Origin of the sequence: Streptomyces sp. WZ.A104 (genome assembly GCF_002382885.1) — a bacterium.
In the GTDB taxonomy this organism is placed as follows: domain Bacteria; phylum Actinomycetota; class Actinomycetes; order Streptomycetales; family Streptomycetaceae; genus Streptomyces.
In genome coordinates this window covers 21,635-40,095 of sequence record NZ_NWVL01000061.1, presented here as the reverse complement: position 1 = coordinate 40,095, position 18,461 = coordinate 21,635, and the positions used below count along the sequence as shown (strand labels likewise).

The 18,461-nt window shown below is 72.8% G+C and carries 15 protein-coding genes and 1 riboswitch; of the genes, 5 read left to right on the top strand and 10 right to left on the bottom strand.

Annotation, left to right across the window (positions count from 1 at the left end; translation table 11 throughout):
- Positions 1–58: 58 nt before the first annotated feature.
- Both CIB93_RS27515 and CIB93_RS27510 read left to right on the top strand, forming a co-directional pair.
- Positions 59–1,306, top strand: a complete 1,248-nt coding sequence (locus CIB93_RS27515; RefSeq protein WP_096630729.1) for an MFS transporter — start codon at positions 59–61, stop codon at positions 1,304–1,306.
- Positions 1,263–2,585, top strand: coding sequence for a D-arabinono-1,4-lactone oxidase (locus CIB93_RS27510; protein ID WP_096630728.1), 1,323 nt, complete (start codon positions 1,263–1,265; stop codon positions 2,583–2,585). The genes CIB93_RS27515 and CIB93_RS27510 overlap by 44 nt, the downstream gene beginning before the upstream one ends.
- A gap of 21 nt (positions 2,586–2,606) precedes the next feature.
- Here the strand turns inward: CIB93_RS27510 and CIB93_RS27505 are convergent, their stop codons facing one another.
- Complete coding sequence (locus CIB93_RS27505; protein ID WP_096630726.1) at positions 2,607–3,596, bottom strand: hypothetical protein; 990 nt, start codon at positions 3,594–3,596, stop codon at positions 2,607–2,609.
- A gap of 495 nt (positions 3,597–4,091) precedes the next feature.
- Between CIB93_RS27505 and sepH the strand changes: the two genes are divergently transcribed.
- Positions 4,092–5,150, top strand: coding sequence for a septation protein SepH (gene sepH, locus CIB93_RS27500; protein ID WP_096630724.1), 1,059 nt, complete (start codon positions 4,092–4,094; stop codon positions 5,148–5,150).
- Positions 5,151–5,241: 91 nt separating this feature from the next.
- Here sepH and CIB93_RS27495 read toward each other — a convergent pair whose 3' ends face one another.
- Positions 5,242–6,072, bottom strand: a complete 831-nt coding sequence (locus CIB93_RS27495; RefSeq protein WP_096630722.1) for a sulfurtransferase — start codon at positions 6,070–6,072, stop codon at positions 5,242–5,244.
- A gap of 245 nt (positions 6,073–6,317) precedes the next feature.
- On the opposite strand from CIB93_RS27495, the gene CIB93_RS27490 reads away from it, so the two are divergent.
- Entirely contained in the window at positions 6,318–7,103 is a 786-nt protein-coding gene (locus tag CIB93_RS27490; RefSeq protein WP_096630721.1) for a VOC family protein, read from the top strand.
- 46 nt (positions 7,104–7,149) lie between these two features.
- Here the strand turns inward: CIB93_RS27490 and CIB93_RS27485 are convergent, their stop codons facing one another.
- Genes CIB93_RS27485 through CIB93_RS27470 form a run of 4 tightly spaced genes read right to left on the bottom strand, consistent with a single transcriptional unit; the run spans position 7,150 to position 12,744 of the window.
- Positions 7,150–7,803 (bottom strand): thymidine kinase, encoded by a 654-nt coding sequence (locus CIB93_RS27485; protein WP_096630719.1) that lies wholly within the window; start codon positions 7,801–7,803, stop codon positions 7,150–7,152.
- Between the two features lie 49 nt (positions 7,804–7,852).
- Positions 7,853–9,040 (bottom strand): alkaline phosphatase family protein, encoded by a 1,188-nt coding sequence (locus CIB93_RS27480; protein WP_096630717.1) that lies wholly within the window; start codon positions 9,038–9,040, stop codon positions 7,853–7,855.
- Positions 9,040–9,636: a DUF5998 family protein gene (locus CIB93_RS27475; RefSeq protein WP_096630716.1), complete on the bottom strand. Its 597-nt coding sequence runs from the start codon at positions 9,634–9,636 to the stop codon at positions 9,040–9,042. The genes CIB93_RS27480 and CIB93_RS27475 overlap by 1 nt, the downstream gene beginning before the upstream one ends.
- A 60-nt stretch (positions 9,637–9,696) precedes the next feature.
- Entirely contained in the window at positions 9,697–12,744 is a 3,048-nt protein-coding gene (locus tag CIB93_RS27470; RefSeq protein ID WP_096630715.1) for a bifunctional GNAT family N-acetyltransferase/acetate--CoA ligase family protein, read from the bottom strand.
- 173 nt (positions 12,745–12,917) lie between these two features.
- Between CIB93_RS27470 and CIB93_RS27465 the strand changes: the two genes are divergently transcribed.
- Positions 12,918–13,199, top strand: coding sequence for an HPr family phosphocarrier protein (locus CIB93_RS27465; protein ID WP_096630713.1), 282 nt, complete (start codon positions 12,918–12,920; stop codon positions 13,197–13,199).
- A gap of 180 nt (positions 13,200–13,379) precedes the next feature.
- Here CIB93_RS27465 and CIB93_RS27460 read toward each other — a convergent pair whose 3' ends face one another.
- The 4 genes from CIB93_RS27460 to CIB93_RS27445 all read right to left on the bottom strand — a co-directional run bounded on the left by CIB93_RS27460 (position 13,380) and on the right by CIB93_RS27445 (position 18,286).
- A complete protein-coding gene (locus CIB93_RS27460) occupies positions 13,380–14,087 on the bottom strand; it encodes a GntR family transcriptional regulator (RefSeq protein ID WP_096630712.1) in 708 nt (235 codons plus the stop codon).
- Between the two features lie 221 nt (positions 14,088–14,308).
- Complete coding sequence (locus CIB93_RS27455) at positions 14,309–15,124, bottom strand: M23 family metallopeptidase (RefSeq protein ID WP_096630710.1); 816 nt, start codon at positions 15,122–15,124, stop codon at positions 14,309–14,311.
- Between the two features lie 12 nt (positions 15,125–15,136).
- Positions 15,137–15,303, bottom strand: a riboswitch (cyclic di-AMP (ydaO/yuaA leader).
- A gap of 221 nt (positions 15,304–15,524) precedes the next feature.
- On the bottom strand, positions 15,525–16,895 hold the full coding sequence (locus CIB93_RS27450; protein WP_096630709.1) for a pitrilysin family protein: 1,371 nt from the start codon (positions 16,893–16,895) through the stop codon (positions 15,525–15,527).
- 26 nt (positions 16,896–16,921) lie between these two features.
- The gene (locus tag CIB93_RS27445; RefSeq protein WP_179500270.1) at positions 16,922–18,286 is read right to left on the bottom strand and encodes a pitrilysin family protein; all 1,365 of its coding nucleotides are present in this window, start codon (positions 18,284–18,286) and stop codon (positions 16,922–16,924) included.
- Between the last annotated feature and the right edge of the window lie 175 nt (positions 18,287–18,461).

Sequence of the window (18,461 nt, the reverse complement as noted above, 5' to 3'; positions counted from 1 at the left end):
CCCGGCCGTAAGCTGTGTCGGCCAGCTATACGCCTGACAGGCACGACCGGAGTACCCCTTGCCCAGCCCCTACCGCGCCATCTTCTCCGCCCCCGGTTCCAAGGGGTTCTCCGCGGCGGGCTTCTTCGGCCGGATGCCGCTGTCCATGATGGGCATCGGCGTCGTGACGATGGTCTCCCAGCTCACCGGCCGCTACGGGCTGGCCGGGGCGCTCTCCGCGACCCTGGCGATGGCCGCCGCGGTCTTCGGCCCCCAGGTCTCCCGGCTGGTGGACCGCTACGGGCAGCGGCGGGTGCTGCGCCCGGTCACGCTGGTCGCGGTGGCGGCGGTCGCGGGACTGCTGGTCTGTGCCCAGCAGGGGATGCCGGACTGGACGCTGTTCGTCTTCGCGGCGGGCGCGGGCTGTGTGCCGAGCATGGGGTCGATGGTCCGGGCCCGCTGGGCGGAGATCTACCGGGGTTCCGGCCGCGATCTGCACACCGCGTACTCGTGGGAGTCGATCGTCGACGAGGTGTGCTTCATCTTCGGCCCGATCATCTCGATCGGTCTGTCCACCGCCTGGTTCCCGGAGGCGGGTCCGCTGATCGCCGCCGCGTTCCTGCTGGTCGGCGTCTTCTGGCTGACCTCGCAGCGCGCGACCGAACCGGTGCCGCACCCGAAGGCCCAGCACACCGGCGGCTCGGCGCTGCGCTCGCCGGGGCTTCAGGTCCTGGTGGCCACCTTCGTGGCGACGGGCGCGATCTTCGGGGCCGTGGACGTGGTGACCGTGGCCTTCGCCGAGGAGCGCGGCCACAAGGCCGCCGCCTCCCTGGTGCTGGCCGTCTACGCGCTCGGCTCCTGCCTCGCGGGGGCCGTGTTCGGGCTGCTGCATCTCGCGGGGAGGCCCGCGACCAGGTGGCTGGTGGGTGTCTGCGCGATGGCCGTGAGTATGATCCCCCTCCAACTGGCCGGGAACCTTCCGTTGCTGGCCGTGGCGCTCTTTGTCGCGGGCCTCGCCATCGCACCGACGATGGTCACCACCATGGCCCTCGTCGAAGCGCACGTACCGCGCACCAAGCTGACCGAGGGCATGACCTGGACCAGTACAGGGCTCGCGGTCGGAGTGGCGCTCGGCTCCTCGGCCGCCGGCTGGGTGGTCGACGCCGCCGGGGCGAAGGCGGGGTACGCGGTGCCCGCCGTGGCGGGAGCTCTCGCGGCGGCGGTGGCGTTCCTGGGGTATCGCCGGCTGGCCGGGCCGGCTGCGACGGGAGGGCGCGGGGAAGATGACCGACACCTACGCACGGACGACGACGAGCACGTGGCGTAACTGGGCGGGCAACGTCACCGCCCGGCCAGCCCGCGCCGAGTCCCCCGCGTCCGTGGACGAGCTCGCGGACGTGCTGCGCCGGGCGAGCGCGGAGGGCCTGAGGGTGAAGCCGGTCGGCACCGGCCACTCCTTCACGGCGACGGCCGCCACCGACGGGGTGCTGATACGCCCCGATCTGCTCACCGGAATCCGGGGCATCGACCGTACGGCGATGACCGTCACGGTGGAGGCGGGCACTCCGCTCAAGCGGCTCAACGCCGCGCTCGCCCGCGAGGGCCTGTCGCTCACGAACATGGGCGACATCATGGAGCAGACGGTCGCCGGGGCGACCTCCACCGGGACGCACGGCACGGGCCGCGACTCGGCGTCGGTATCCGCGCAGATCCGCGCCCTGGAGCTGGTCACCGCCGACGGTACGGTGCTGTGCTGCTCACCCGAGGAGAACGCGGAGGTGTTCGCCGCGGCCCGGATCGGGATCGGCGCCCTCGGGGTGATCACCGCCGTCACCCTCACCGTGGAGCCGATCTTCCTGCTGACGGCCCGTGAGGAGCCGATGACCTTCGACCGGGTCACCTCGGACTTCGATTCCCTGGTCACCGAGAACGAGCACTTCGAGTTCTACTGGTTCCCGCACACCGGCAACTGCAACACCAAGCGCAACAACCGCAGCGCGGGCCCTGCCGCCCCGCCCGGGAAGGTGAGCGGCTGGATCGACGACGAGCTGCTGTCCAACGGGGTCTTCCAGGTCGCCTGTTCGCTGGGCCGCGCGGTCCCGGCCACGATCCCCTCGATCGCCAGGCTCTCCAGCCGGGCGCTGTCGGCGCGTACGTACACCGACATCCCCTACAAGGTGTTCACGAGCCCGCGGCGGGTGCGGTTCGTGGAGATGGAGTACGCCGTTCCGCGCGAGCAGGCGGTGGCGGCGCTGCGAGAACTGAAGGCCATGGTCGAGCGGTCACCGCTGAAGATCAGCTTCCCGGTCGAAGTGCGCACCGCGCCCGCCGACGACATGACGCTCTCGACGGCCTCGGGCCGGGACAGCGCGTACATCGCCGTCCACCTCTACAGGGGCACGCCCCACCGCTCGTACTTCACCGCGGTCGAGCGCATCATGACCGCGCACGCCGGCCGCCCGCACTGGGGCAAGATCCACACCCGGGACGCGGCCTATCTGGCGGAGGTCTACCCGCGCTTCGGCGAGTTCACCGCGCTGCGCGACCGGCTGGACCCGGACCGGCTGTTCGGCAACGACTATCTGCGGCGCGTGCTCGGCGACTGAACCGGCCCGCGTTCCGGTACGTCACCCGGCGTCGGGCGGGGCCTGCTCCCCCTGGCCGGGGGCGCCGCCCGTACCGGTCGGCGGGGGCGCGCCGGTCTCGCCGCCGGGGTTCGAGGGCGTCGGCGTCGGGGAAGGCGTGGTCTCGCCGCCGGAAGAGTGCGAGGGCGTGGGGGTGGGCTCGGCGCTCGGGTCCTCGCCGCCCGTGCCCGTACCGGGGTCGGGGCTCTTGCTGCTGCCGTCGCCCTGGTCCGGGGTCGGGGTGGAACCGGTGCCGTCCTCGCCGGGGGTCTCCCGCCGCTCGCCCCGCTCCCCGTCCTGACCGGTGTCGCCCGAGTGCGTGGGACCGGCCGGTCCGGGGTCCCGGTCGCCGCCGCCCCGCACGACGGAGCTGAGCGTGGTGCCCTGGCCGCCGCTGAGCTCGCTGCCCGAGATCATCTCGTACGCGGTGATCCCGCCCATCGAGACACCGAAGACGACGGCGGCCGCGAGCGCGGGGCGCTTCCAGCCGCGCAGCCGGGTGCCGTGGGTGACGCCGTCGCTGAACGCGTCGTCGGCGCCGGCCGGGCCGACCACCGCTCGCGGCAGCAGCTGGGTCCGGTCGGGGTCGGGCCTCAGCACCTGCGTGCTCTCGGGCTCCGGACCGACGGCCGGCAGCACCGTGGTGGCGTCCCCGGCAGGCTCCTGACCGGTCCGCCGCTCGGTGTCCCCGCGCCCCGAGGGCGTCGTCTCCTTGGTGTGCACCGTCACTTGGCGGCCCTCCGGGTGGGTCACCTGGACCGTCACCTCACGGATCTGCTCGCCGGTGCGGCGGAAGAAGTGCTGGAAGACCGAACCGCCGCAGGTGGCGACGACGCTCATCACGCCCGCTCCGGCGATCGTGCCGTACACACCCAGCTGCGAGGCCAGCACGGCTGCCGCGACGGCCGCCACGGCACTGCCGGCGACCTGCGGCAGACTCAGATCTATGCGCCTTTCCTTTGGTTCTATGTCGTTTTCCGGCTTCTGAACCATTACCAGCCCCTGCTTGACATCTCTCCCACCATGCAACAAGAAGGGACAAATGAGCGAAGTAGATAGTTCCGTTTCCGGCGATTGTGTGAAGCAGGACACGCATCAGGGGCGTTTCACCAAGAACTGGGTAACCCAACTCCCGTGCCTCGCGAGAACTTCGGCGGCGCGCCGGTCCACCCCGGTGGCCCGAATGGAGTACTGTGACGAGCCCTGGGGCGGACTCCCACGTGGGAATCCGTGGCTACGGAAGGGGGCCGACGGCGGCACTCGATCCGGCGGCGCCAAGGCATCGCGCGGGTGCTTGCTGCACAGAGCGGCCAAATCGGTCACTTTGGGTCGCAAAGGGTAACCGTGTCATGGTGGCGTTCCAGGACGAGCGCCCGACACGCCGGGCAACTTGGCAAGGTTGTGGCAGGCTGCACCCGGGCAGGTCACACTCGACTAGCGGAAGCAGCGACGCACGTGACGTCGGCAGGCACCACCCGGGAGGTCCCCATGCCCGAACTGCGTGTCGTGGCCGTCTCCAACGACGGCACACGACTGGTGCTCAAGGCTGCGGACAGCACGGAGTACACGCTTCCGATCGATGAGCGGCTGCGCGCCGCCGTGCGCAACGACCGCGCCCGGCTCGGCCAGATCGAGATCGAGGTGGAGAGCCACCTCCGGCCCCGCGACATCCAGGCCCGTATACGGGCCGGTGCCTCGGCGGAGGAGGTCGCTCAGTTCGCGGGCATCCCCGTCGACCGTGTACGCCGCTTCGAGGGCCCTGTGCTCGCGGAGCGCGCCTTCATGGCCGAGCGGGCCCGGAAGACTCCTGTGCGCCGTCCCGGCGAGAACACCGGCCCCCAGCTCGGCGAGGCGGTGCAGGAGCGTCTCCTGCTGCGCGGCGCCGACAAGGAAACCGTCCAGTGGGACTCCTGGCGCCGCGACGACGGCACCTGGGAGGTCCTGCTCGTCTACCGCGTCGCGGGCGAACCGCACTCGGCGAGCTGGACGTACGACCCGCCCCGGCGGCTGGTCCAGGCCGTGGACGACGAGGCGCGCTCGCTGATCGGCGAGACCGACGACATGGCCGCGCCCGAGCCCAGCTTCCCGTTCGTGCCCCGGATCGCCCGGCTGCCGCGCGACCGCCCGCTGGACCGGGCCCTCGACCGGCAGATCGAGCGGCCCGCCCCGGCCGCCGAGCCCGAGGAGTACGTGAGCAGCGCATCGGCCGGTGAGCGCGACTCGCTGACCAGCCTGCTGGAGGCGGTACCGAGCTTCCGCGGCGACATGGTCGTGCCCGAGCGGCCCACACAGCCCGAGCCGCCCGCCCTGGAACCGGCGGTGGAGGAGGCCGAGGCGGACGAGCCGCCCGCGGCCGCCGCGTCGGCCGGTGCGGGATCGGCGTACGCGGATGTGCTGATGCCCCGGGCCGTGGCCGGTCACCGCGACCGGCTCACCGGGACGACGGACCGTCAGGCAGAGGCTGACGGGGTCAGGCCGGGCCGCCGGGCCGCCGTGCCGAGCTGGGACGAGATCGTCTTCGGCACCCGCCGCAAGAAGCAGGACTGACCGGGAGATGACGACCGGCGGGAGCGGGGGCCGTACGCGGTTGCGTACGGCCCCCGCTCCGTCGCCGTCCCCCCGCTCGGCAGAGCCGCCCTTACTGGGGCTCGGGGCCCGTGGCGACCGGCCGGGACGGGTCCGAGGACCACTCGGACCAGGAGCCCGGGTACAGGACGCCGCGGAAGCCCGCGATCTCCAGGGCCAGCACCTGATGGGCGCCGGAGACCCCGGAGCCGCAGTAGACGCCCACGCCCTCGGTGCCGCCCTCCGCGCCCAGCGCCTCGAACCGGGCGGCGAGCCGCCCGGCCGGGAGGTAGCGCCCGTCCTCGGCCACGTTCTCCGTGGTCGGCGCGGAGACGGCCCCGGGGATGTGGCCGCCGACGCGGTCGATCGGCTCGACATCGCCCCGGTAGCGCTCCGCCGCCCGGGCGTCGAGCAGCAGACCCGACCGGGCGAAGGCCGCCGCGCTTTCCGCGTCCAGCGTCGGCAGGGCGCCCGGCTTCGGCCGGAAGTCACCCTCGGAAGGGTGCGGGATCTCGGTGGTGAGGTCCCCCGTCCAGGCGGCGAGGCCGCCGTCCAGCACCCGTACGTCCCCGTGTCCCGTCCAGCGCAGCAGCCACCAGGCGCGGGCCGCGGCCCAGCCCAGCCCGCCGTCGTACACCACGACGGGGGTGTCCTGGCCGACCCCCGCGCGACGCATCACGGCTCCGAAGGCCTCCGGGTCCGGGAGGGGGTGGCGGCCGCCGCTGCCCGCCGGCCCCGCCAGTTCCGTATCGAGGTCGACGAAGACCGCGCCGGGCAGATGACCGGCCTCGTAGTCGGGGCGGCCGGGCGGGCCGCCGAGCTGCCAGCGCACGTCCAGGAGCACCGGCGGCCGCGGACCCGCCGACTCGCTCGCGTATTCGGATGCGGTGATGATGGGCTTCATGGGTGCCATCCTCGCGCAGCGGCCCTGGCCCCCGTAACAGAAGCGGGACGGACGACCGGCGGAACGGCGTCCGTCCTCCGTGGAGAAGGCGGAGAACCCGGAGGACGCGGCGCGGCCGGAGCGCCTCGGACGCCGGGTGGTGCGAGCATCTGCACGGGGCATGCGGGCCCCGTCCTGACCCGGGACGGCATGCCTGCCCCCATCCCCCGTACGACCACCACAACGGTCCGAGGAGAGAGACGACGATGACCGAGGCTGCCGCTCGGCGCACGCCCGGAACACCTTGCTGGGTGAGTCTGATCGTGCACGGCCTGACCATGACCCAGGAGTTCTACGGAGCCCTGTTCGACTGGGAGTTCCGGCCGGGCCCCGACCAACTGGGCCCCTACGTCCGCGGGCTGCTGGACGGGAAGGAGGTGGCGGGCATCGGTCAGCTGCCGCCCGACCGGCACCTCCCGATCGCCTGGACCACCTATCTGGCGACGGACGACGCGGACACGACCGCCGAGACGATCCGCTCGTGCGGCGGTACGGTCGCGGTCGGCCCGCTGGACGCGGACGACGCGGGGCGGATGGCGATCGCCTCGGACCCGAGCGGGGCCGTGTTCGGCATCTGGCAGGCCGCGGACCACATCGGCACCATGACGGCGGGCGTCCCGGGTACACCGGTCTGGAACGAGCTGGTGACCCAGGAGACCTCGATGGTCGCGAAGTTCTACCAGACGGTCTTCGGCTACGAGACGGAAGCGGTGATCTCCGCCGACTTCGACTACCAGACCCTGCACCTGGACGGCACACCGGTGGCCTCGCTGCACGGCGTCGGCCACGCACTGCCGCGCGACCGCGGTCCGCACTGGATGACGTACTTCGAGGTGGCTGACACCGACGAGGCGGTGGTCCGGGTGGTGGAGCTGGGCGGACGCGTTCTGCAGCCGCCGCGCGAGGCGTCGAGCGGGAGGCTGGCGACGGTCGCCGATCCGGAAGGCGCCGTGTTCACGGTCATCCGGTCCTCGCCGGAGTCCCCCTCCTGAGGGCCGTCCCGTCGTCCCTCGCCCACCAGGAGCTACGGGAGGGCCCTCAGCCGTCCGACGCGACCGGCAGCACATCCGGGGAGAGAGCGCCCGCACGGGCCGTCTCCGCGGTCATCCGGCGGCGGTGGTGGCGCCGGCACAACACCTCGTAACCGACCTCGCCCGCCTGCCGGTTGACGTCGCCGACGACGACCTGGGCGCCCTCGACGACCATCGCGCCGTCCACCGTACGGGCGTTGTGCGTGGCGCGGGCGCCGCACCAGCAGAGGGCCTCCACCTGAAGGGCCTCTATCCGGTCGGCCAGTTCGATCAGGCGCTGGGACCCCGGGAAGAGCTTGGTGCGGAAGTCCGTGGTGATGCCGAAGGCGAAGACGTCGAGCCCGAGGTCGTCGACGACGCGGGCGAGCTGGTCGATCTGGACCGGGGCGAGGAACTGTGCCTCGTCCACGATCACGTAGTCGACCCGGCCGCCGCGGCTGACCCGGTCGACGATGTGCGCGTACACGTCCATGCCCTCGTCCGCCTCGACGGCGTCCGTCACCAGGCCGAGCCGGGAGGAGAGCTTGCCCTCTCCCGCGCGGTCGTCCCGGGTGAAGATCACGCCCTGGAGCCCGCGCGCCGAGCGGTTGTGACCGATCTGCAGGGCCAGCGTGCTCTTTCCGCAGTCCATGGTTCCGGAGAAGAACACCAGCTCGGGCATGAGGGGTCGAGCACCTTTCGGAGGGGGGTGGGCACGGGTGGGAAAGGGGTTAGGAGCGTACTTCGAGGAGGGGGACGAGCTGTTCCACGGGGGTCAGGGAGCCGTGCACGCCCGTCATCGCCGACTCGTGCGGCTCGTTGACCGAGACGGTGATGATCACGTCGTCGTGGGCGGCGGCGACCACGTCGCCGATCCGTCCGTACACCCGCTCGTCGATCGTCGGCCCGAACCAGCCCGCCGCGATCGCCTCGTCCCGGCTCGCCACCCAGAACTGCTCGCCGAGCACCTCGCGCCAGACGGCCAGCACGTCGGCCTGCGCGCCGGGGACGGCGTAGACGTGGCGGGCCCGGCCTTCGCCGCCGAGGAGGGCGACGCCCGCGCGCAGCTCCCAGTCCTCGTCGAAGTCGATCCGGGACTGCTCGTCGAAGGGAATGTCGATCATGCCGTGGTCGGCGGTGATGTAGAGCGCGGAGCGCGGCGGGAGCTGCTCGGCGAGGCGCTGGGCGAGCCCGTCGACGTACATCAGCTGGCCGCGCCAGGCGTCGGAGTCGACGCCGAAGCGGTGGCCCTTGCCGTCGACCTCGCTGTAGTACGTGTAGACGAGCGAGCGGTCACCCGCGGCGAGGCGCTGGGCGGTGACGTCCATCCGGTCCTCGCCGGAGAGCCGGCCGAGGAACGAGCCGCCGCTGAGCGCGACCTTGGTGAGGGGTGTCTGCTCGAAGTCCGGGGCGGAGACCTGTGCGGTGTGCACGCCCGCCGCGTCCGCGAGCTGGAAGACGGTGGGATACGGCTGCCAGACCTTCGGCGCGGTCCACGGCTTCCAGCGGAGCTGGTTCATCAGCTCGCCGGTCTCCGGGTTGCGCGCGGTGTAGCCGGGCAGTCCGTGCTCGCCGGGCGGCAGGCCCGTACCCACCGAGGCGAGCGAGGTCGCGGTGGTGGAGGGGAAGCCCGCGGTGAGCGGGCGGCCGGTGCCGCCGCGCGAGGTGGGGAGGAGCGAGTGCAGGAAGGGGGCCTCGTCGGGGTGGGCGGTGATCTGCTCCCAGCCGAGACCGTCGATCAGGAAGACGCAGTTCCGGTCGGCCGGGGTCAACTCGGGGATCGCGGCCGCGAAGCCCGGCACCCCCTGTCCGGCGACGAGCGTCGGCAGCAGATCGGCGAGCGAGCCGCTGCCGTACTCGGGGACGGGCGCGGTGTCCAGGGCAAGCGGAACGGGGTCCTGCCAGGCGGGCTGGGCCATCAGCGACCGGTCGCCGCGGTGGCGGCCGTGGCCTCGGAGAGCGACTGGGCGAAGGCGAGGGTCTGACGGACCGCGTCGGGGCCGTCACCGGCCTCGCTGACCCGCAGGCTCAGGTCGTCGGCGGTGGAGCTGCCCGTATAGCCGTGGTCGGCCTCGCAGTTGGGGTCGCCGCAGGCGGCGGGCTCCAGGTCGATCCGGGAGACCGCGCCCCAGCCGATGGTGAGGACGACCTCGCGCGGCAGGGTGCCCGGGACGTACTTCTCCGGGTCGGCCACCACCCGGCTGACCACGACGGAGGAGATCCGGTCGAGCTTGACCGACTCGGTGGAGGTGGTGGCGTGCGCCGTGGGCGAGCCGCTGTCGGCGGCCTGCTCGTCGGTGTGGCTGACGATGAACCGGTGCTCGGTCAGGACCAGCACCGTCACATGGCGGCGCACCTCGTTGGAGTCGAAGGTGGTCTCCTGGTGCACCAGGTACGAAGCGACCGGCTCCCCGCCGACGGCGGCCTCCACCGCCTCGGCCACGAGGGCCGGGTAGTAGCCGCTGCGCTCGATCGCCGCGCGCAGCCCCTGGGTCGTCGTACCGGTCTTTGCCATGAGCACCATCCTACGGCGGGCCGGTGACTGCCGGGGACGCCCCGGCAGTCACCGGTGCCCTCAGTAGTTCGGGAGGCGGCGGGGGCCGAGGTCACCACGCGGGGGCGGTGGGGCCAGCCGGACGCTCGCGCCGAGCACGGCGATGCCCTGAGGGGCCACGACCACCGGTTCCAGCGCCACGGAGACCACCTCGGGGTGGTCGTCGACCAGCCGGGACAGTCGCAGCAGCAGCTCCTCCAGCGCCGCTGTGTCCACCGGGGCGGAGCCGCGCCAGCCGAACAGCACCGGGGCCGCCTTGATCGACCGGATCAGCTCGGCGGCGTCCCGGTCGGTGACCGGGACCAGCCGGTGCGCGGTGTCGCCGAGCAGTTCGGAGGGTGCGCCCGCCAGGCCGAAGGAGAGCACGGCCCCGGCGGCCGCGTCGATGGAGGCCCGCACGACGGTGTCCACACCGCGCGGGACCATCGCCTGGACGACCGGGAGCAGTTCGGCGGGCTTGCCCAGGAGGTCGGTGAGGTCTCCGTACGCCCGGCGCAGCGCCTCCTCGTCGGCGAGGTCGAGGCGGACCCCGCCGAGGTCGGCGCGGTGGCGGAGGTGGGGTGCGGTGGTCTTCAGCGCCACCGGGTAGCCGAGCACGGCGGCCGCGGCGACGGCTGCCTCTGGGGCCGGGGCGGGGAGCGTGGGGCGTACGGGGATGCCGTAGCGGCCGAGCAGTTCGCGGGCCTCGTCGTGGGTGAGCGGGCGTCCGCGCGGGTCGGGGGCGGTGGCGAGCTGCGCCTCGATCAGGGCGGCGGCCCCGGCCTCGTCGATGGTGTCGTCGAGGAATTCGGGGACCTTGCCCGGCACGGCCGCCTGCCGTCGCCACTGGGCGTACTTCACGGCCTCGGCGAGGGCGCGTACGGCGCGTTCGGCGGCGGGGTAGGCGGGGATGCGGCCGACGCGGGCGGGCTGCGGCTGCTCGGCGCCGGTACGTGCCCCGGCCGCCGCGTCCGGCTGCTGCGCGGGGTGCCCTGCGGGCCGGTCGGCCCGGACGGCTGGGGGCGCCATGGCCGGTGATCCGGGGGCGGCGGCGGTGGGCGGGGTGGCGGGCGTTCCCGGGGAGGTGGTCGTCTCCGGGGCAGCGGCAGCGCCCGGCCCGGTGGCTGTTCCCGGGACGGTGGCTGTTCCCGGGGCAGTGGTGGGCGGGGTGGTGGTCCGGGCTGCGGCAGGTGTCGGCGGCCCGGGGCGGGGCGCGGCCGTGCTGCTCGCGGCGGCCAGGGCCTCGGCGAGGCCGCCGATCTCGACATGGACGACGGCCACCGGCTTGGCCGGGCCCCCGGCCGCGGCTCCTCGCAGGGCGGCGGCCAGCACCTCGCCGTCGCCGGATTCGGCCTCGCCGTTCTCCCCCACCCACGGGATGGCGGTGACGATCACCGCGTCGCACGTCCCGTCGGCCAGCGCCTCGGCCAGCGCGTCCCGGAAGTCCTGCGGGGAGGCTGCCGTGGTGAGGTCGCGCGGCGGGCGCGGGCGGAGCCCCTCGGCGAGGCAGGCGTCGTAGGTGAGGAGGCCGAGCGACTCGGAGTTGCCGAGGATCGCGACCCGGGGGCCCGCCGGGAGCGGCTGGTCGGCCAGGAGGAGTCCGGCATCCACCATCTCGGTCACGGTGTCGACGCGGATCACGCCCGCCTGCCGCATCAGGGCGGAGACCGTGGTGTCGGGGATGCGGCTGACGGGGACGGCATGGCCGGGCGGGCTGGTGCCGCTGTGCCGGGCGCCCTTCACGACGACGACGGGCTTCACGGCGGCGGTGCGGCGGGCGAGGCGGGTGAACTTGCGGGGGTTGCCGAGCGATTCGAGGTAGAGCAGGGCTACGTCGGTGTCCGGGTCCTCGAAGAAGTACTGGAGGAAGTCGTTGCCGGAGACATCGGCCCGGTTGCCCGCCGAGATGAACGAGGACAGCCCGGCGCCGCGCCGGTGGAGGCCGGAGAGCAGGGCGATGCCGATCGCCCCGGACTGGGTGAACAGGCCGATCCGGCCGCGGGCGGGCGACTCGGGGGCGAGGGAGGCGTTGAGCCGGACGGTCTCGGCGGTGTTGATGATGCCGAAGGCGTTCGGGCCGATGATCCGCATGCCGTACGAGCGGGCCTGGCGGACCAGTTCGCGCTGGAGCTCACGGCCCTCGGAGCCGCGTTCGGCGTACCCGGCGGAGAGGACGACGAGCCCCTGGACGCCGTGCTCCCCGCAGTCGGCGACGGCCTCGGGGACCCGGTGGGCGGGGACGGCGATGACCGCGAGGGCGACCCGCTCGTCGATCTCGCCGAGCGAGCGGTGGGCGGGGACCCCGTCGAGGGTGGTCAGGCCCTCGTCGAAGGCCCGGTTCACCGCGTACGTACGGCCGGTGAAGCCGGAGGCGAGGAGGTTGCGCAGGACGGTGCGGCCCACTCCGCCGGTGGTGCGTCCGGTACCGATCACCGCGACGGACCCGGGGTCGAGCAGGCGCTGGACCGAGCGGGCCTCGGCGCGCTGCTCGCGGCCGCGCTGGACGGCGAGGGACTTCTCGGTGGGTTCCAGGTCGAGGGTGAGGTGGACGGAGCCGTCCTCGAAGCTGCGGCGCTGGGTGTACCCGGCGTCCCGGAACACCTTGATCATTTTGTTGTTGGCGGGGAGCACCTCGGCGGCGAAACGCCGGATGCCGCGTTCACGGGCGACCGCGGCGATGTGTTCGAGCAGGGCGGAGGCGACGCCGCGGCCCTGGTGGGCGTCCTGGACGAGGAAGGCGACCTCGGCCTCGTCGGCGGGGGCGGAGGCGGGGCGGCCCCGGTCGTCGATGCGGTCGTAGCGGACCGTGCCGATGAACTCGCCGCCGATCGTGACGGCCAGTCCCACCCGGTCGACGTAGTCGTGATGGGTGAAGCGGTGCACATCCCGGTCGGATAGCCGGGGATACGGGGCGAAGAACCGGTAGTACTTCGACTCGTCGGACACCTGCTCGTAGAAGCTGACAAGTCGCTCGGCATCGTCCGTGGTGATCGGCCTGATGCGCGCGGTGCCACCGTCGCGGAGCACCACGTCCGCTTCCCAGTGGTCGGGGTACGCGTGATGCGGACTCTGCTCCGGCGTGGGCTGCATGGACAAAGCCTACGGCGGGCATCCCGGTCGCGGAGGGATCGGTGCCGGGGCAGTCTGATGAGGCCCGGCCGAGGGCGGCCGGGGCGCGGTGACCGGACGGGAGGCCGGGCACAGCACTGCGCACCGCATGAGAGACTGGTCTAGACAACCGTTGATATGTGAAGGGCAGAACCATGGCTGAGCGCCGCGTAAACGTCGGTTGGGCCGAGGGCCTGCACGCCCGCCCCGCTTCCATCTTCGTCCGTGCCGCCACGGCGTCCGGCGTCCCGGTGACGATCGCCAAGGCCGACAGCAGCCCGGTGAACGCCGCGTCCATGCTCGCCGTGCTCGGTCTGGGCGCGCAGGGCGGCGAGGAGATCGTCCTCGCGTCCGACGCGGATGACGCCGAGGCCGCTCTGGACCGGCTGGCGAAGCTGGTCGCCGAGGGACTGGAAGAGCTTCCCGAGACCGTCTGACCCGTCCCGCCCGCCCCACGGGCGATCCGTCCGCCCCCACCGGACGGAAATACGTGAGAGCCGCGACCCCTTGCCGGGGCTGCGGCTCTTTCGCTTTCCCGGAGATATCCGCGCACCGGGAATTCAGGCAACACGAATACCGCCCTCCGCAATTACTCCCCTTTGTATACGGCGCGATTGTTAATGACGGGCACTCGCGATGTTTACGCCAGGTTGCGAAGTGCTCACCCGGGGCCCGGCGGCGGCGCGGCGCCCGGGCCGGTCCGGGCGGCGGAGCCGGTGGGCCGCCACCGCGCGTTCCGCATGCTGGGCGGTGAGCGCCCTGGCCCGCTCGGCGTCGCCCCGTGCCACGGCGTCCACGATGGCGCCGTGCTCGGCCCAGGAGTCGGCCGGGCGGACCGGCTGTTCGACCGCGTACATCCAGGCGGTCTTGTGCCGGAGCTGGGTGAGCAGCGCGATCAGGCCGGGGCTGCCGGAGGCCTGGGCGAGGGTCTCGTGGAACCAGCCGCCCAGCGAGCGCAGATCCTCGCCCTCGCCCCGGCGGGCCCGCTCCTGACCGAGTCTCACCAGCCCGCGGAGCACCTTGAGGTGGGCGTCCGTACGGCGCTGGGCGGCGCGCGCGGCGCCCAGCGGCTCCAGGAGCATCCGCACCTCCAGCAGGTCGGCCGCCTCCTGCTCGGTGGGCTCGGCGACACAGGCCCCGGCGTGCCTGCGGGTGACGACGAAGCCCTCGGACTCCAGGGTGCGCAGCGCCTCGCGGACCGGGACGCGGGAGACCCCGTACCGCCGGGCCAGCAGCTCCTCGGTGAGGCGGCTACCGCGCTCGTAGACACCGGAGACGATGTCGTCACGGATTGCCGTGCATACCGAATGCGCGGGAATGCGCATGTCCGAACCTCCGCCTCAATCCCCGCGAAACGCGGCCGCCCGACGTCTGTTCCGTGACTCTATTGCAATCCGCCGGAATTTCCGACGGCAGGCCGGAATCCATGGATATCCGCTGGCCGAAGAAGGCCTGCCGCGCACCCCGGAACGAGGGATTCCGCCGGAATTGCCGAAGGCCCCGGCGGGGAGCCGGGGCCTTCGGGAAGCGGGGTGCGCGGGTGGGGTCAGACGTTCAGACCGTGGGAGCGCAGGTAGCCGACGGGGTCCATGTCGGAGCCGTAGTCGGGGGTGGTCCGGGCCTCGAAGTGCAGGTGCGGGCCGGTGGAGTTGCCGGTGGAGCCGGACAGGCCGATCTGCTGACCGGAGGCGACGCTCTGGCCGACGGAGACGCCGATCGAGGAGAGGTGGCCGTACTGGGTGTACGTGCCGTCCGCCATCCGGAGCACGATGTTGTTGCCGTACGCACCGCCCCAGCCGGCCTCGACGACCGTGCCGGCGCCGACCGCGACGACGGAGCTGCCGGAGGGGGCCATGAAGTCCACGCCGGAGTGGCTGCCGGAGGACCAGAGCGAACCGCCCGCCTTGTAGCCGGTGGTGACGTGGGATCCGGCGACCGGGAGGTGGAAGGCGTTCAGGCGGGCGCGCTCGGCGGCGCGGGCGGCGCGGGCCTTCTCCTCGCGGATCTCCTTGGCGCGGGCCTCGGCCTTGCGCTCGGCCTCCGCCCGCGCCTTGGCCTTGGCGGCCTTGGCCTTGGCTTCGGCGGCGGCCTTCGCCTTCGCCTTGGCGATCGCTTCGGCCTGCTGCCGCTGCGCCTCCGCCTGGGCGTCGATCTGCTCGGCGAGGGTGGCGTCGAGGGCGATCGCCTGGGTGAGGCCGGTGTCGACGACCTTGGGCGCCTCGGCGTCCGCGGCGAGGGCCGGAGAGGCCAGCGAGCCGAGGACTCCGGTGGTGGTCAGAGCCGCGATTCCGGCGGCCTGGGCGCTCCGGCGCGTGAGGCGGCTCGGGGCACGGTGCTTCCCGGTGGCACGGGTGAACGCCATGAAGAGGCTGATCCTTTCCTTCCCTCTCGCCTACCGGGTTAGCTGACGGGTTCGGAGCAGGAAGGTCTCCTACGGATCGCCGCGCCGGGTGTGGCGCGGATCTCCGATTCACCCCAGGGACTGCGTGGGTCCCCGGCTCCCCAGGCTCGCGCCTGACGGGGACTCGGCGATCGCTGCCCGGCGCCGCGGATGCGGCATACGGGTGACGGACAGCGGAGCCGACGCTAAGCGGGCCGCCTTCCCATCACCAAACGGACAAGGGGATTTGTCGCACATCCCACAGGGCAGACAGGAAACTTATTCACCAAAGTTGATGAACTTCCCTAATCGGGCAAAAGGGAGGACCCCGACGAACTATTGTTCGCCGAGGTCCTGTTTGCCCCGTTACAGTGCGCTTGCGTCAGCCGGTGACGACGGACACCTCTCCGATGCCGAGCGCCTTTACGGGCTCCGCGATCTGAGCGGCATCCCCGACCAGGACCGTGACCAGCCGGTCCACCGGGAAGGCGTTGACGACGGCGGCGGTCGCCTCCACCGTGCCCGTCTCGGCGAGCCGGGCGTAGAGGTGGGCCTGATAGTCGTCGGGGAGGTGCTGCTCGACCTGGTCGGCCAGGGTGCTCGCGACGGAGGCGGCGGTCTCGAACTTCAGCGGGGCGACGCCCACCAGGTTCTGCACGGCCGTCTCGCGCTCGGCGTCGGTCAGCCCCTCGGCGGCCAGCGTCCGCAGGACCTTCCAGAGGTCCTCCAGCGCCGGTCCGGTGGACTCGGTGTCCACCGAGCCGCTGATCGCGAGCATGGCCGCGCCGCCCGAGTCGGGGCCGCTGGAGCGCAGCACCTGGGCGAAGGCGCGCACACCGTAGGTGTAGCCCTTCTCCTCGCGCAGGACCCGGTCCAGCCGGGAGGTGAGGGTCCCGCCCAGGCAGTACGTGCCGAGCACCTGTGCGGGCCACACGCTCTCGTGCCGGTCGGCGCCGATCCGGCCGATCAGCAGCTGGGTCTGGACCGCGCCCGGGCGGTCCACGATGACCACACGGCCGGTGTCGTCCGCGGTGATCGGCGGGACCGGGCGGGCCTGGCCCGCGTTGCCCGACCAGTCGCCGAGGGTGTCGGCCAGCAGCTCGTCCAGGTCGATGCCGGTGAGGTCACCGACGATCACGGCGGTCGCGGTCGACGGGCGGACGTGGGCCTCGAAGAACGCGCGCACCGCGGCCGCGTCGATCCGGCGCACCGTCTCCTCGGTGCCCAGACGCGGGCGGGACATCCGGGCGGTGGCCGGGAAGAGCTCCTTGGAGAGCTGCTTGGCGGCGCGCCGGGACGGGTTGGCCTGCTCGTGCGGGATCTCGTCGAGGCGGTTGCCGACGAGGCGCTCGATCTCGCTCTCGGCGAAGGCCGGGGCTCGCAGCGCCTCGGCGACCAGACCGAGGGCCTTGGCCAGCCGGGAGGCCGGGACCTCCAGGGAGACCCGGACACCGGGGTGGTCGGCGTGCGCGTCCAGGGTGGCGCCGCAGCGCTCAAGCTCGGCGGCGAACTCCTCGGCGCTGTGCTTGTCGGTGCCCTCGGACAGCGCCCGCGACATGATCGTGGCCACGCCGTCCAGGCCCTCGGGCTCGGCCTCCAGCGGCGCGTCCAGGAAGATCTCCACGGCGACGACCTGCTGGCCGGGGCGGTGGCAGCGCAGCACGGTCAGCCCGTTGGGCAGGGCGCCTCGCTCGGGTGCGGGAAAGGCCCACGGCCGGGCGGCGCCCGGGGTCGGCTGCGGGTGGTAGTCCATGGCTACTCCAGTCACGGCGGCGTCGCTCACTTGTCCGCCCCCTCGGGTGCTTCGGTGCCTGCCGTGTCCTCGACGGCCCCGTCGTCCTCGGCCGGCTCGATGGGCTCGTAGACCAGCACCGCCCGGTTGTCGGGGCGCAGGGCCGCCCGCGCCGCCTCGCGCACCTCCTCCGCGGTGATGTCCAGGACTCGTCCCACGGCGCTCAGGGCGAGCTGCGGGTCGCCGAACAGGACCGCGTAGCGGCACAGTTCGTCGGCGCGGCCCGCGACCGTCCCCAGGCGGTCCAGCCACTCGCGCTCCAACTGGGCCTGCGCGCGCTCCATTTCCTCCGGGGTGGGCCCCTCGGCGGCGAACCGGGCCAGCTCCTCGTCGACCGCGGCCTCGATCTGCTCCACCTCGACCCCGCCGGAGGTCTTCACATCCAGCCAGCCCAGCGAGGGCGCACCGGCGAGCCGCAGCAGCCCGAAGCCTGCCGCCACCGCCGTACGGTCGCGGCGGACCAGGCGGTTGTGCAGGCGGGAGGACTCGCCGCCGCCGAGCACGGTCAGCGCCAGGTCGGCCGCGTCACAGGCGCGGGTGCCGTCGTGCGGGAGGCGGTAGGCGGCCATCAGCGCACGCGCCGGGACCTCTTCGTGGACCACTTCGCGCAGCTGCTCGCCGATGATCTCGGGCAGGGTGCCGTCGCGCGGCGGCTGCTTGCCGTCGTGGGACGGGATGGAGCCGAAGTACTTCTCGACCCAGGCGAGGGTCTGCTCGGGGTCGATGTCCCCGACGATGGAGAGCACCGCGTTATTGGGCGCGTAGTACGTACGGAAGAACGCGCGGGCGTCCTCCAGGGTGGCCGCGTCCAGGTCGGCCATGGAGCCGATCGGGGTGTGGTGGTACGGGTGGCCCTCGGGGTAGGCGAGGGCGGTGAGCTTCTCGAACGCTGTGCCGTAGGGCACGTTGTCGTAACGCTGGCGCCGTTCGTTCTTGACGACGTCGCGCTGGTTCTCCATGGACTCCTCGTCGAGCGCGGCGAGGAGGGAGCCCATACGGTCGGCTTCCAGCCACAGGGCCAGCTCCACCTGGTGGGTGGGCATGGTCTCGAAGTAGTTGGTCCGCTCGAAGCTGGTCGTCCCGTTGAGCGAGCCGCCGGCCCCCTGGACGAGCTCGAAGTGGCCGTTCCCCTTGACCTGGCCCGAGCCCTGGAACATCAGGTGCTCGAAGAGGTGAGCCAGGCCGGTGCGTCCCTTGACCTCGTGGCGTGAGCCGACGTCGTACCAGAGGCAGACCGCGGCGACCGGGGTCAGATGGTCCTCGGAGAGCACCACACGCAGGCCGTTGGCCAGGCGGTGCTCGGTCGCTGTCAAGCCGCCGGAGCCGGCCTGTGCGGTGGCCGTGTGACCCATGGGCATGTACGTCCCTTCGATCGCGATACTGGACTTCCTGACCGGTACTTCCTGCCAGACCTGCCACTCTAAGCAAGCGCACCGGCACCTGGCGAAGTTCCCGTTCCGCGGAAGTTTCCGTCGATGGTGCCTCAGGCCGCGCCGCCTCGGACCGCTTCGGACGGGTCGAGGTCCG

Excerpts from the sequence above, each read along its gene's own strand:
- CIB93_RS27485 (WP_096630719.1), bottom strand. The coding sequence starts at position 7,803 with ATGCCCGAGCTGGTGTTCTTCTCCGGAACCATGGACTGCGGAAAGAGC.
- CIB93_RS27510 (WP_096630728.1), top strand. The coding sequence starts at position 1,263 with ATGACCGACACCTACGCACGGACGACGACGAGCACGTGGCGTAACTGG.
- CIB93_RS27450 (WP_096630709.1), bottom strand. The coding sequence starts at position 16,895 with ATGGACTACCACCCGCAGCCGACCCCGGGCGCCGCCCGGCCGTGGGCC.
- CIB93_RS27460 (WP_096630712.1), bottom strand. The coding sequence starts at position 14,087 with ATGCGCATTCCCGCGCATTCGGTATGCACGGCAATCCGTGACGACATC.
- CIB93_RS27495 (WP_096630722.1), bottom strand. The coding sequence starts at position 6,072 with ATGAAGCCCATCATCACCGCATCCGAATACGCGAGCGAGTCGGCGGGT.
- CIB93_RS27470 (WP_096630715.1), bottom strand. The coding sequence starts at position 12,744 with ATGCAGCCCACGCCGGAGCAGAGTCCGCATCACGCGTACCCCGACCAC.
- CIB93_RS27505 (WP_096630726.1), bottom strand. The coding sequence starts at position 3,596 with ATGGTTCAGAAGCCGGAAAACGACATAGAACCAAAGGAAAGGCGCATA.
- sepH (WP_096630724.1), top strand. The coding sequence starts at position 4,092 with ATGCCCGAACTGCGTGTCGTGGCCGTCTCCAACGACGGCACACGACTG.
- CIB93_RS27480 (WP_096630717.1), bottom strand. The coding sequence starts at position 9,040 with ATGGCCCAGCCCGCCTGGCAGGACCCCGTTCCGCTTGCCCTGGACACC.
- CIB93_RS27445 (WP_179500270.1), bottom strand. The coding sequence starts at position 18,286 with ATGGGTCACACGGCCACCGCACAGGCCGGCTCCGGCGGCTTGACAGCG.
- CIB93_RS27455 (WP_096630710.1), bottom strand. The coding sequence starts at position 15,124 with ATGGCGTTCACCCGTGCCACCGGGAAGCACCGTGCCCCGAGCCGCCTC.
- CIB93_RS27490 (WP_096630721.1), top strand. The coding sequence starts at position 6,318 with ATGACCGAGGCTGCCGCTCGGCGCACGCCCGGAACACCTTGCTGGGTG.
- CIB93_RS27475 (WP_096630716.1), bottom strand. The coding sequence starts at position 9,636 with ATGGCAAAGACCGGTACGACGACCCAGGGGCTGCGCGCGGCGATCGAG.
- CIB93_RS27465 (WP_096630713.1), top strand. The coding sequence starts at position 12,918 with ATGGCTGAGCGCCGCGTAAACGTCGGTTGGGCCGAGGGCCTGCACGCC.